The following is a 12,062-nucleotide window of genomic DNA, read 5'->3' on the forward strand; positions in this document are numbered from 1 at the left end:
GCCGCCCGCTCTCCCGGTGCGGACCTCGGCCGCAGCGCCTGCCTCGCGGCGTCGGCCGGCGGCATCCCAGCCCGGATCAGCCGGTTCATCTCCTCCAGGCGGCGCAGGTCCGCGTCGTCGTAACGGCGGTGCCCGCCGGGGCTGCGCCTGCTCGGGCCGATGCCGTACCTGAGGTTCCACGTGCGCAGCGTGGACGCGGGCACGCCGAGCCTCCGGGAGACGGCCCCGATGCCGTAGCCCGGCTCCTCCTCGGCGGCCGCGTTCTCGCCGGCCCCCGGTGCGTCCTCGTCTGCCACCCGCTCACCCCGTGTCCGTCCGGCCGGTCGTCCTGGCCGCTCGCCGTGCTCCGGCCGCCCGGCCGCGTGCCCGCCGGCCGGCCTCCGGCCCGCGGTCGCGCGCCTCGCGGGCACCGGGCCCAGGGCCGGGCACGGCGCACCGGGGGCCGCACGCGCACGGTCCTCGTGGCCGCCGCCGCCCCTGCCGGCCACCCCCCTGGCCTTGTTTCGGCCGGGGAGCCCGGCACGGATGCAACCGCCGGAGCGGGCGGGCGCGAAAACTCTACTGACGGCGCCGCCGATCACCGTAACGATCGAAGGAGCAGTGCGCATGGTGACGTTGATCCGCGAGACCGGCGGCGTCGGGGAGGAGACGCGGGAGCCGTCCGATCGCCACCTGCCCGGCCCGCCCGATGGCGCCCTGTCCGACGGCGCCCTGTCCGACGGCGCCCTGTCCGACGCCGGCCTGATCGACAGCCCCCCTTTCGATCGGGACCTGTTCGACCGGGACCTGTTCGACCATGCGCTGTTCGACCGGACCCTGGACGAGCTGCTCCGGCGTGAGATGGACCGGCTGTCCTTCCTCGGGACCGAGGACCGGGAGACGTTGCGGAGCCACCTCGCCGGCTTCGTCGCGCGCGGCGGCAGGCGGCTGCGACCGGCTTTCGTGTACTGGGGCCACCGGGCCTCCGGCGGCTCCCCCGACGATCTCGACGCCGTGCTGGCGGCGGGCTGCTCGATCGAGCTCCTCCACGCGTGCGCGCTGATCCTCGACGACGTCATGGACGAGTCGCCGCTGCGGCGCGGCCGCGTCACCGCCCACGTGGCGCTCGCCGAGCGGCATCGGGAGGGCGGCTGGGCCGGATCGTCGCGGCGGTTCGGGGAGTCGGCCGCCGTCCTGCTCGGCATGCTGGCCTTCACCTGGGCCGACTCCGCGCTGCTGACCGACCGCCGCAGGCTGGCCGACGCCCTGGAGGTCCTCACCCAGCTGCGCGTGGAACTGGCCGCCGGGCAGTACCTCGACCTGACCTGCGCCGCCCGGGGCGGGGGCGGCCGTCGGGAGGCCCTGCTGATCTCGACGTACAAGTCGGGCAAATACACGGTTGAGCGGCCGCTGCACCTCGGCCACGCCATCGCCGGGGGCGAGCCCGGGTTGCGCCGGGTCCTCAGCGCGTACGCGCTGCCGCTGGGCGAGGCCTTCCAGCTCCGCGACGACGTCCTCGGCGTCTTCGGCGACCCGGCGCGGACCGGCAAGCCCGCCGGGGCCGACCTGCTGCAGGGCAAGCGGACCTACCTGCTGACGCTGGCGCGCGAACGGGCGGACGGCCCGGGCGCGGCGCTGCTGGACGCGCTGCCGGGGCCGGGCGAGGCACGGCCGGACCTCGTGGCGGCGGCCCGGGAGATGATCGTCGCTACCGGCGCGCTGGAGACGGTCGAGCGGCGCATCGGCGACCTGACCGAGGCCGCGGCCGCGGCGCTGTCCGGGGCGGACATGCCCGCGGACGCCCGGTCGGCCCTGCTCGACCTCGCCCGCCGCCTCACCCATCCCGATCCCACGGACCCTCTCCACCGTGATCCCACGGGCCCCCTCACCCATACCGGCCCCGCTCAATCCGACCCCGCTCAATCCGACCCCGCTCAATCCGACCCCGCTCGACCCGACCCCGCCGGCGGCGCCACCCGGCTCGGCCCCACTCCCGTGGCCGGCTCCGCTCCCGTGGCCGGCTCCGCGGAGCCCTCGACCGGCGGAGCCCGCCGATGACCGCGGGCGGGCCGATCGTGGTCGTCGGCGCCGGGCTGGGCGGCCTGGCCGCCGCGATGCGCCTGGCCGGGGCGGGCCGCGAGGTGACGGTCGTGGAAGCCGCCGACGTGCCGGGCGGCTGCTGCGGCACGGCCGCCCTGGGCTCCCACCGCGTCGACACCGGGCCCTCGGTGCTGACCATGCCGGGGGTGCTGGCCGACACCTTCGCCGCCGCCGGGCAGGACCTGGAGCGCTGGCTGCCGCTGCGCCGGCTCGATCCGTACTACCGGCTGACCTTCCACGACGGATCGCGGCTGGACGTGGTGGCGGGGGCCGACGCGATGGCCGAGCGCGTGCGGACGCTGTGCGGGCCCGCCGAGGCCGTGCGTTACCGGCGGTTCCGGCAGTTGCTGGGCGAGATGTTCGAGGCCGAGTGGAGCACGTTCATCGACCGCGACATGACCCGGCTGGGCGCGCTGGCCCGGCCGTACGCGCTGGTGCGGCTGGCCGCGCTCGGCGGCTTCCGCCGGCTGGACGGGCTCGTGCGGCGCCACCTCACCGACGAGCGGCTGATCAGGGCGCACACGTTCCAGGCGCTGTACGTCGGCCTGTCACCGCGCCGCGCCCTCGGCGTGTACGCCGTGATCGCCCACATGGACACGGTCGGCGGGGTCTACTTCCCCCGCGAGGGCGGCATGCACGGCGTCCCGCGGGCCATGGCCGCCGCCGCCGAGAAGGCCGGGGCCGTCTTCCGCTACGGAGTGCGGGCCACGCGGATCGAGACCGACGGGGCGGGGGTCGTCGCCGTCCGCCTCGACACCGGGGAGCGGCTGGCGGCCCGGCACGCCGTGGTGGCCTGCGACCTGCTCCGGGCCCACGGGCGGCGGGACGGCGACGGCCTGCTGCCCGAGGAGGCGGCAGACTGGCGGCTGCGCCGGCCACGGCTGTCCCCCTCGTGCCTGGTGGCGCACTTCGCGCTGGACCGGCGCCCGGACGGCCAGGCCCACCACACCCTGCACTTCGGGCGCGAGTGGGAGACGACGTTCGCGGAACTGGAGGCGGGCAGGCCCCAGCCGGACCCGAGCCTGCTGGTGACCTGCGTTGACAACCACAGGGCTGACAACCACGGGGCTGACAACCACAGGGCTGACAACCACGGGCCTGACAACCACGGGCCCGGCGATCACGGGCGCGGCGGCGGGCCCGCCGTGCTCAGCGTGCTGGAGCCGGCCCCCAACACGCGGGGCGAAGCCGACTGGACCGCGCTCACCCCCCGCCTCGTGGACCGCATGCTGGACCGGCTCGCCGGCCTCGGGTACGGCGACCTGTCCGGCACGCCCCGGCTGGTGTTCGATCCTCCCGCCTGGCGGCGGCGCGGCCACTCGGCCGGCACGCCCTTCGCGCTCGACGCCCGTTTCACCCAGACCGCGTGGTTCCGCCCGTCCGGCATGGCCCGGCGGGTCCCCGGCCTCCACTTCGCGGGCATGTACACGGCGCCCGGCGTCGGGGTGCCGCCCGTGCTGATCTCCGGCCGCCTGGCCGCCGAACGCATCCTGGAGAGCACCCCATGAGCGCGCCACCACAGGCGCCGGCCACGACGCTGACGGCCGGCTACGAGCGGTGCCGCAGGCTGCACGCGAGCTACGGCCGCTCGTACTACCTGGCCACCCGCCTGCTGCCCGCCTGGAAACGGCCGCACGTCCACGCGTTGTACGGCTTCGCCCGCTACGCCGACGAGATCGTCGACTCGTTCGCGATGACCGGCGACCGGTCCGCGGCGCTGGAGCGCCTGTCCTCCCGGCTCGCCGCCGCGCTGGACGGCGAGCACGTCCGCGACCCGGTGCTCCCCGCCTTCACGCACACGGTGCGGGCGTTCGGGATCGACCACGCCGACGTGCGGGCGTTCCTCGCGTCCATGCGCGCCGACCTCACCGTGGACCGGTACGCGACCTACGACGACCTGCTGGGATACATGGAAGGATCGGCGGCGGTCATCGGGACGATGATGCTGCCGGTGCTGGAGGCGCTGCCGGGCGAGGAGCGGCGGGCCCGCGAGCCCGCCCGCCAGCTCGGGCTGGCCTTCCAGCTCACCAACTTCATCCGCGACGTGCGCGAGGACCTGACGCGGGGCCGCGTCTATCTGCCGCTCGCCGACCTCGACAAGTTCGGCGTGACGGAGGCCGACCTGGCCGGGCCGTACGCCGCGCCGGCCGTGCGGGAGCTGGTGGCCTACGAGTGCGAGCGCGCCCGCGACCACTACCGGCGGGCCCGTGACGGGATCGCGCTGCTCGCGCCGTCGTCCCGGCCCTGCATCAGGGCGGCGTACGAGCTGTACGGCGGCATCCTGGACGAGATCGGGGCGGCCGGGCACGAGGTGCTGGCGAGGCGCGCCAGGGTCTCCCGGCGGCGCAGGCTCGCGATCTTCGCCCGGCACCTGTTCGCCGCGCGTGCCGCCGCCCGCGCCGAACGCCGGGTGGGGGTGGCGTGATGTCCCGCCCGGTCGTGGTGGACGCCATGGGCGGGGACCACGGGCCCGCGGAGATCGTCCGGGGGGCGGTCGAGGCGTGGCGGGAGCACGGCGTGCCCGTCGTCCTCGTCGGCCGGGCCGGGGTCGTACGCGGCGAACTGGCCCGGCTCGGGGCGGCGGGCGAGATCGACGTCGCGCACGCCGCCGACGTCGTGCCGATGACCGAGCGGGGCGCGGGCGCGGTCCGCATGCTCCGATCCAGCCTGTCCGTCGGCTTCGACCTCCTGCGGGAGGGAGCCGGCGCGGCCTTCGTGTCGGCGGGGTCCACCGGTGCCGTGGTCGCCTGCGCGGCCGACCGGCTCGGCACCGCGCCCGCCGTGCTGCGCCCCGCGCTGGCCGTGGCGCTGCCGACCACGGCGGGCGGGGTCACCGTGCTGATCGACGCCGGCGCGACCGTCGACCCGATGCCCGAGATGATGGCCCAGTTCGCGCTGCTCGGGGCGTCGTACGCGCAACTCGTGCTGGGCGTGGCCGACCCTCGCGTCGGGCTGCTGTCGATCGGCGCGGAGCCCGGCAAGGGGAACCGGCTGGCCCGCCGGGCCGAGACCCTGCTGCGCGGCCTGCCGCTGCGTTTCCACGGCAACGTGGAGGGCGGCGACGTGCTCACCGGGGTCGTCGACGTGATCGTCACCGACGGGTTCACCGGCAACGTCGTGCTGAAGAACGTGGAGGGGACGGTGCGCGCCACGCTCGCCCTCGCGGCGGCGGAGGGCGTGACCGGCCCGGCCGGCCTCGGCCGGGTGGCGGCCCGCTACGACCCGAAGACGCACGGCGGCGCGGCCCTTCTCGGGCTCACCCGCACCGTCGTCGTGGCGCACGGCTCCTCCCGCGCCGGGACCGTCGCCCGGGCCTGCGTGGTGGCGCGCGACCTCGCCGAGGGCGAGGTGGTCGCCCGGCTGGGCGACCGTCTCGCCGTCCAGCCCGCGCCGTGACCTCCCGCGCGGCCGGGTGCCGCCCCGGCGCTTCAGAGATCGGCCCGGAGACCGGCGAGGGGGTCGGCGCCGTCCCAGGTGCCCACGCTCGCGCAGGGGACGAACCGGGCGAACAGCTCCTCGGAGTACCAGTCGTGGGCGCGGACCCGTTCGACGACATCGCGGTGCGCCCGCCCGGCGTAGGCGAACGCGCGGACGGCGGCGGCGTCGCGCCACAGGGAGAAGGTGGCCTGCCGGGCCAGCGGCCACTCCCCCAGCCCGACGGAGGCCAGGCAGCCCTCCTGGGCTCGCAGCCACCCCTCCACGGCGGGCACGGACCGGTAGAACGCGACCAGACGCGACGGCCGGATCGACGCCCGGGTCAGCACCGCCACGGGCCCGTCCTGCGTCCCCGCCGTGGCGTGCGACGTCGCCCGCCAGGGCGGCCCGGGCACGGGTGTGAACGGCTCGATCCCGTTCCAGCGTCCGCGCGAGACGATCGGCGCGAGCCGTACGTGCCAGGATTCGACGGCCTCGCGCCGCCACCTGGCGGGGATGGGCGAGCGTGCCAGGAACTCCTCGAGCGCCCGCTCGTCCCGCCAGACGGCGAGCAGCGCCCAGCGGCGCAGGTCGGCGCCGAGGGTCATCGACGTTCCCCGGCCCGAGCCGAGCAGCCGCCAGAACAGCAGCCCTCCGGTGCGGCGCAGCACCGGTCGGTCGAAGGCCATGTGACGCATCGCCCCCCGGTCCGCGTATCGCTGGAGGTGGAACGTGACGACGCTCCCGCCGCTCGTCCCCCTGCTCGTGGCGCTCATCGGCGGCTACCTTCTCGGCTCGGTTCCGGTCGCGGTGCTGGTCGCGGGGCGGCGGGGGGTCGATCCCCGGGAGATCGGCGACCGCAACCCCGGCTTCTGGAACGTGCGCGAACGGCTCGGCGGCCGGACGGCCGCGCCGGTCTTCGCCGGGGACATGGCCAAGGGCGTGCTCGCCGGGCTGCTCGGCCTGCTGGCCGGCGGCGCCCACACCGCCGGGCCGGGCGTGGTCGCGGGCCCGAGCGTCCCCGCGGCGTACGTGGCGGTGGGGGCCGCGATGATCGGGCACGCCTGGCCGGTCTTCGCCGGGTTCCGCGGCGGGCGGTCGGTGCTGACCTTCGCCGGCGGCATCGCGGTGATCTGCCCGCCCGCCTTCGGACTCGCGCTCGCCGCTCTCGGGGTGGTCTTCCTGCTCACGCGGTCGTTCGCGGCCGGGGCGCGGGCCGGGGTGTTCGCGATCCCGCTGCTGCAACTGCCGTTCGCGCCGATCGGCCACGTCGCCGCGACCGGCGCGCTCATGTGCCTCATCGGGCTGCGCTTCGGGCAGGCGGCGCTGGCCGCGCGCCGCGCCTGACGGCGCCGGCCTCCGCCGCGCGGCCCGCCGGGAAGACGGGGTAGGCGCGGCTCCGCCAGGTCCTGACGGGCCGCAGCGTCGCCTGCGTCAGCCGTACGGCCGTGGCCGGGTCGAGCAGGAACGACAGCGCCACGCCCGCACCCGGCCGGGCGTAGCTGCGCCGCAGCGCAGTGGTCAGCAGCACCCGTACGGCGAGCAGCGCCAGGTCGAGCCGGGTCGGCCGCCCGGCGGCCAGGCGGAGCGCCGGCAACGCGGCGGCGAGCCAGACGACGGCGAGGTCGGCCGCCTGCCAGGCGGGGCGGGTGACGTCGCGCAGCGGCAGCGAACGTCCCCACTCCCGCCACACCTCGGCCGCCGACTCGTGCATGTCGACCTCCAGCAGTCCCCCCGCGTCGAGGAAGCCGACCCTCCAGCCGACGGCGGCGAGGGCTCTGGCGAGGGCGACGTCGTCGGTCATGTGCCCGCGCACCCGGGTGAAGCCGTCGGCCCGCCGCATCGCCTCCCGACGGAAGGCCAGGCACTGGCCGTTGGCCACCACGCGATGGGGCGGCGGCGGGGCCGGGGGGCCGATGGGGCCGAACCGGTAGACCAGCGTGGCGAGGAACGACGCGTGCAGCGCCTGCTCGGCGAGTCCCTCGCAGACGAAACGTGGGCCCGCGCTGACCAGGTCGTGGTCCCGGAGGGCGGCGGCGAGCGCGCCGAACAGGCCCGGCCGTGGCCGCGTGTCCGCGTCCAGCGTGACCACGATCTCGCCGCGCGCCCGCGACAGCCCCTGGTGCAGCGCCCACTGCTTGCCCACCCAGCCGTGCGGCAAGGGGCGTCCGCGCACCACCGTCGCGCCGTACGCGGCGGCGAGCCGCGCGGTGCCGTCCGAGGACTCGTCGTCCACCACGATGACCTCGGTGACGGCGGGGTCGGCCAGCACCGCCCGCAGGCAGGGCCCGAGCCTCCGCTCCTCGTCCCTGGCCGGGATGACCACCGAGATGCCCGGACGTCCGCCGTCGGAGGTCTCCCCCCGGCCGACGCATGCCGCCGAGGAGTCGCCTCCGGCCGCACCGCCGCCCGGCCCGGTCGTCCGGCCGCCGGAAGGTGTGACGGGCAGGGACGCGGTGAGCGGCGGGAGGCGCCGCCTGCCGCGGGCGAGGCGCACCAGCACGACGACGGCGGCGACGGCCTGGGCGGCGGCGAGCAGCCGTCCGGCGGCCTCGGCCCGCGGGCCCCTGCCCATCCCCGCCATCCTGACCACTCCGGCCAGCCCGGCGGCCTCGGCTGTCCCGGTCGTCCTGAACGTCTTGGGCCTCATCGTCCGGCCCCCTCGGGCCGCCGCCCGGCACGGGGGAAGTCGCGGCGCACCAGCGCGGCCACGATCCGGCCGCCCATCGCCACCAGCGGCAGCCCGCCTCCCGGATGCGCGGACCCGCCGACGAGGTAGAGGCCGCGCAGCGGCCCCCGGTTGCCGGGACGGCGGAACGGGGCCAGCGGGCCGCCGTAGGCGCCGCCGTAGATCGCCCCGCCCCACGCGCCGTACCGGTCGCGCAGGTCGGCCGGGGTCAGCAGGTCGAGGAAGCGCAGCCGTCCGGACAGGTCGTGACCCCTGCTCGCCAGACGGCCGAGGACGAGCTCCGCGTACGCCTCGGGCGGCATCGGCCAGCGCGCGGGGTCGCCTGCGGGAACGTTCACCAGCATGCTCCAGCTCTCGGCGCCCGCGGGAGCCTGGGTGGGGTCGTCCACCGCCGGGCAGGCGATGTACACCGTGGGGTCCTCCGGCGGCCGCCGCCGGTCGAAGATGTCGCCGAACTCGCGCCGGTAGTCGGCGGAGAACACGACCGAGTGGTGCGGCATGCCCTCGGTCCGCCCCTCCACGGCGGCGAGCAGCAGGAAGGCGGACGACGACAGGCCCAGCCCGGCGATCCGGCGAAGCCGGGCACGGTCGGGCAGGAGCCGCCCGTACAGGGCCGCCGCGTCGGCGTTGACGATCACGATGCCGGCCCGGACCGCCTCGCCCCGGGCCGTGCGGACGCCGCCGACCCGCCCCGGGCCCGCGATGAGTTCGGTGATCTCGGTCTCCAGGTGGACCTCGACGCCCGCCTTGTCCAGCGACCCGGCCAGCGCGTCGGCGAGGCGGGGCAGCCCGCCCCGCACGTACCACCCGCCGTCTCCGTGCTCGATGGCGGGGACGCAGCCCAGGGCGGCGGGCGCGCGGTAGGGGTTCGACCCGGCGTAGGTGGCGTAGCGGCCGACGTACTGACGCAGGCGGGCGTCCCGGAAGAACCGGCCGGCCAGCGCGTCCAGGGTGCGGCCGGGCGCGACCGCGAGCAGGTCGCCCGGCCGGGGCCGCGGGACGGCGCCGCGCCGCCCGGCGTCCGGCCGTCCGCCCGTGATCTCGGCGGCCCGCCCTCCGGACCACGGGATCGGCGGCTCGACGACGGGCCCGGACAGCGGGCCGGCGAAGAAGGTGCGCATCGAGGCGTCCAGGCAGCGCCCGGCCCACCGGTGGTAGGCCCGCCAGCGGCGGCCCTCGCCGGGCGCGAACCGGTCGACCGCCTCCGCCGTACGCTCCGGGTCGCGGTAGGTGGACAGCGTCGAGCCGTCCGGCCAGTGATAGCGGCACAGCTCGTCGAGTTCGAGCAGGTCGAGCGGGACGCCGAGGTCCAGGAAGAGGCCGGGCAGCGTGAGCAGCGAGGGGCCGATCGAGAACGTGAAGCCGTCCCGCCTGTGTTCCGCCAGCTTGCCGCCCAGGCGGGGCAGCCGCTCGTAGACGCGCACCTCGTGCCCGTCCCGCGCGAGCAGCAGGGCGGCCACCATGCCGCCGACGCCGCCCCCGACCACGATCACCTCCGCCATGCGCGCCCCCAGGCGAGCAGGGCGAACGTGCCCATCGCGAGCCCTCCTGCGGCGGCCACGAACGGATCGGGCGGCCGGAAGACCACGGCGAAGCCGACGGTCTCCATCGCCGCCATCACCGTGTAGAGGGCGACCAGCCCGGTGGCCTCCGCCCGGCCGCCGTCCGTACGGCCCGTGAGACGGTCGACGAGCGTCATGACCAGGAGGGAGACCAGCAGCCACCCGGCGAAGTTGCCGAGCGGCACACCGCGGTACGGCCCGGGCTCCGCCCAGACCCACAGCCCGAGCCGGAGCATCTGCGGGTCGAGGAACAGGTCCCAGGCGGTGAGCGCCAGGGCGCCCGCGAGGATCGCGATCACCCGGCCGCGCGGCGCGACGCGGCGGGCGACGGCGTGGGCGGCCAGGCCCATGCCGCCCCACGCGAGGGCGACGATCAGCGGGACGCCGCCGGGCCGCGGCCACAGGGCGTCGGTGTAGCGGTAGTCGCCGAAGGGCAGGCCCGTCCTGATGCCGGCCCATTCGGCGGCGAAACCCGTCGCCACCGCCGCCGCGAACGCGCCCGCCGCCCTGCCCGGGCCGTACGCCGCCGCCGCGAAGGCGAGCGCGCTCACCGCGAGCAGGACCACGACCACGGTGGTGAGGCGCAGGTCGTGGGGCCGCAGCCCCGTCGCGATCTGGGCGGCCACCATCGCGGCCAGCGCGGCCACACCGGCCATCCGGACCACACCGACCGCGCGGGCCGTGCGGAGGATGCGGACCAGGCCGGCCATGCGGGCCACAGCGACCATGCGGGCCACGCCGTCCTTGCCGTCCTTGCCGTCCTTGCCGGCGCTGTCCGGCCGCGGCCCGCCGGGCGGCCTGGCCGGCCACGGCCCTGTCAGGCGCGGCCGGCGTGATCCGCGCCGCCCGGAGGGCGTGCCGTCGGCCTCGGCCGCCCTCTTCTCTGTGGCATCCCACGTCTCCACACAGGGTGATTCGAGCCGATCCCCCTGATCGGATGCCCCCGGCCCATGCGGGACGGCTCATCGGCCGCGGGCACGCCACGACGCCGAGGTCACCAGCGGTGGTGCACCTGCGGACGGATCAGGTCGTCGTAGATCCCGCGGACCGCGTCGTGCGTCTCGGCCGGCAGAGCGGAAAACCGCGCCGCCGCCGCGTTGGCCTCGGCCTGGTTCGGGTTGCGGGCGCCGGGAATCACGACGCTGACCCCGGGCTGGTCGATGATCCAGCGCAGCGCGAACTGCGCCATCGTCATGCCCTCGGGCACGAGGTCGCGCAGCCGGTCGACCGCCTGGAGGCCGACGCCGTACTCGACGCCGGAGAAGGTCTCGCCGACGTCGAACGCCTCGCCCTGACGGTTGAAGTTGCGGTGGTCGTCCTCGGCGAAGACCGTCTGCGGGCCGTACTTGCCCGACAGCAGGCCGCTGGCGAGCGGAACCCGGGCGATGATGCCCACACCGGCCTTCTCCGCGGCGGGCAGGACCTCGTCCAGCGGCTTCAGCCGGAAGGCGTTGAGGATGATCTGCACGGTGGCCACGCCGGGCCGCGCGATCGCGGTCAGGGCCTCGGACACCGTCTCCACGCTCACGCCGTACGCGGCGACGCGGCCCTCGGAGACCAGCGTGTCGAGCGCGTCGAAGACCTCGTCGGTGTCGAAGACGGCGCTCGGCGGGCAGTGGAGCTGCACCAGGTCGAGCGTGTCGACGCCCAGGTTGGCGCGGGATCGGTCGGTCCAGGCGCGGAAGTTGTCGAGGGTGTAGACGTCGGGCGTCTGCTGCACCCTGCGGCCCATCTTCGTGGCCACGGTCAGGCCGGGCCGTTCCTTCAGCAGCTTCCCGATGATCTTCTCGCTGCGGCCGTCGCCGTACACGTCGGCCGTGTCGATGAAGGTGGTCCCGGCGTCGACCGCGGCGTTGAGCGTGGCCAGGGCGTCCGCCTCGCTCACCTCGCCCCAGTCGGCCCCGAGCTGCCAGGCTCCCAGCCCGACGACGCCAACCTGCCTGCCCGTCCTGCCCAACACGCGCTGTTCCATGAGGTCAGATCGTAGCGGGGCAGCTCAGGCGGGGGGCGCTCCACCCGCCAGGTGGCGCAGGAACCAGTCGCGGGCGAGCCGCGCCACCGTCTCCAGGGCGCCCGGCTCCTCGAACAGATGCGTGGCCCGGGGCACGATCTCCAGCTCCACCGGCGCGCTGATCGCCCGCATCGCCGTCCTGTTGAGATCGAGGACGACGGAGTCCCGCTCCCCCACGATCAGCAGCGTCGGCTGGCGCACCGAGCGAAGCGCCTCCCCGGCGAGGTCGGGCCTGCCGCCCCTGGACACCACCGCCCCGACGCCGGCGGGCCCGACCTCGCCGGGGAGGCGCTTCGCTCGGTGCGCC

At 76.4% G+C, this 12,062-nt stretch carries 11 protein-coding genes and 1 pseudogene; 5 read left to right on the forward strand and 7 right to left on the reverse strand.

What is annotated here, in order from left to right; all coding sequences use genetic code 11:
* On the reverse strand, positions 1-296 hold a 296-nt coding region (locus AB0J39_RS33725), incomplete at its 3' end, for a MerR family transcriptional regulator (RefSeq protein ID WP_363472204.1).
* Between the two features lie 310 nt (positions 297-606).
* On the opposite strand from AB0J39_RS33725, the gene AB0J39_RS33730 reads away from it, so the two are divergent.
* Genes AB0J39_RS33730 through plsX form a run of 4 tightly spaced genes read left to right on the forward strand, consistent with a single transcriptional unit; the run spans position 607 to position 5,475 of the window.
* Positions 607-2,037: a polyprenyl synthetase family protein gene (locus AB0J39_RS33730; RefSeq protein ID WP_363472207.1), complete on the forward strand. Its 1,431-nt coding sequence runs from the start codon at positions 607-609 to the stop codon at positions 2,035-2,037.
* Positions 2,034-3,587 (forward strand): phytoene desaturase family protein, encoded by a 1,554-nt coding sequence (gene crtI / locus AB0J39_RS33735; protein ID WP_363472208.1) that lies wholly within the window; start codon positions 2,034-2,036, stop codon positions 3,585-3,587. Before AB0J39_RS33730 ends, crtI begins: the two co-directional genes overlap by 4 nt.
* Positions 3,584-4,504 carry a phytoene/squalene synthase family protein gene (locus AB0J39_RS33740; protein ID WP_363472209.1) on the forward strand — a complete coding sequence of 307 codons (921 nt, stop codon included), beginning with the start codon at positions 3,584-3,586 and terminating at the stop codon, positions 4,502-4,504. Before crtI ends, AB0J39_RS33740 begins: the two co-directional genes overlap by 4 nt.
* Positions 4,504-5,475, forward strand: coding sequence for a phosphate acyltransferase PlsX (gene plsX, locus AB0J39_RS33745; protein ID WP_363472210.1), 972 nt, complete (start codon positions 4,504-4,506; stop codon positions 5,473-5,475). The genes AB0J39_RS33740 and plsX overlap by 1 nt, the downstream gene beginning before the upstream one ends.
* Positions 5,476-5,507: 32 nt before the next feature.
* Here the strand turns inward: plsX and AB0J39_RS33750 are convergent, their stop codons facing one another.
* Positions 5,508-6,182 carry a spheroidene monooxygenase gene (locus tag AB0J39_RS33750; RefSeq protein ID WP_363472212.1) on the reverse strand — a complete coding sequence of 225 codons (675 nt, stop codon included), beginning with the start codon at positions 6,180-6,182 and terminating at the stop codon, positions 5,508-5,510.
* 43 nt (positions 6,183-6,225) lie between these two features.
* Here AB0J39_RS33750 and AB0J39_RS33755 point away from each other — a divergent pair, with 43 nt between their 5' ends.
* Complete coding sequence (locus tag AB0J39_RS33755) at positions 6,226-6,840, forward strand: glycerol-3-phosphate acyltransferase (RefSeq protein WP_363472213.1); 615 nt, start codon at positions 6,226-6,228, stop codon at positions 6,838-6,840.
* On the opposite strand, the gene AB0J39_RS33760 is transcribed toward AB0J39_RS33755, so the two are convergent.
* From AB0J39_RS33760 to AB0J39_RS33780, 5 genes and pseudogenes are all read right to left on the reverse strand, one after another.
* Positions 6,791-8,143 carry a glycosyltransferase family 2 protein gene (locus AB0J39_RS33760; RefSeq protein ID WP_363472215.1) on the reverse strand — a complete coding sequence of 451 codons (1,353 nt, stop codon included), beginning with the start codon at positions 8,141-8,143 and terminating at the stop codon, positions 6,791-6,793. The genes AB0J39_RS33755 and AB0J39_RS33760 overlap by 50 nt on opposite strands.
* Positions 8,140-9,684 (reverse strand): FAD-dependent oxidoreductase, encoded by a 1,545-nt coding sequence (locus AB0J39_RS33765; protein WP_363472217.1) that lies wholly within the window; start codon positions 9,682-9,684, stop codon positions 8,140-8,142. The genes AB0J39_RS33760 and AB0J39_RS33765 overlap by 4 nt, the downstream gene beginning before the upstream one ends.
* Entirely contained in the window at positions 9,672-10,649 is a 978-nt protein-coding gene (locus AB0J39_RS33770) for a carotenoid biosynthesis protein (protein WP_363472219.1), read from the reverse strand. The genes AB0J39_RS33765 and AB0J39_RS33770 overlap by 13 nt, the downstream gene beginning before the upstream one ends.
* Before the next feature lie 89 nt (positions 10,650-10,738).
* On the reverse strand, positions 10,739-11,716 hold the full coding sequence (locus AB0J39_RS33775; RefSeq protein ID WP_363472221.1) for an aldo/keto reductase: 978 nt from the start codon (positions 11,714-11,716) through the stop codon (positions 10,739-10,741).
* 24 nt (positions 11,717-11,740) lie between these two features.
* Positions 11,741-12,062: pseudogene (locus AB0J39_RS33780) on the reverse strand (hypothetical protein); the annotation flags it as partial.

This window comes from Microbispora sp. NPDC049633 (genome assembly GCF_040675265.1).
Taxonomy (GTDB): domain Bacteria; phylum Actinomycetota; class Actinomycetes; order Streptosporangiales; family Streptosporangiaceae; genus Microbispora; species Microbispora maris.

What these genes read in the sequence shown, in the direction of transcription:
- AB0J39_RS33730 (WP_363472207.1), top strand. Translation starts at nt 607, where the DNA reads ATGGTGACGTTGATCCGCGAGACCGGCGGCGTCGGGGAGGAGACGCGG.
- crtI (WP_363472208.1), top strand. Translation starts at nt 2,034, where the DNA reads ATGACCGCGGGCGGGCCGATCGTGGTCGTCGGCGCCGGGCTGGGCGGC.
- AB0J39_RS33740 (WP_363472209.1), top strand. Translation starts at nt 3,584, where the DNA reads ATGAGCGCGCCACCACAGGCGCCGGCCACGACGCTGACGGCCGGCTAC.
- plsX (WP_363472210.1), top strand. Translation starts at nt 4,504, where the DNA reads ATGTCCCGCCCGGTCGTGGTGGACGCCATGGGCGGGGACCACGGGCCC.
- AB0J39_RS33750 (WP_363472212.1), bottom strand. Translation starts at nt 6,182, where the DNA reads ATGGCCTTCGACCGACCGGTGCTGCGCCGCACCGGAGGGCTGCTGTTC.
- AB0J39_RS33760 (WP_363472215.1), bottom strand. Translation starts at nt 8,143, where the DNA reads ATGAGGCCCAAGACGTTCAGGACGACCGGGACAGCCGAGGCCGCCGGG.
- AB0J39_RS33765 (WP_363472217.1), bottom strand. Translation starts at nt 9,684, where the DNA reads ATGGCGGAGGTGATCGTGGTCGGGGGCGGCGTCGGCGGCATGGTGGCC.
- AB0J39_RS33775 (WP_363472221.1), bottom strand. Translation starts at nt 11,716, where the DNA reads ATGGAACAGCGCGTGTTGGGCAGGACGGGCAGGCAGGTTGGCGTCGTC.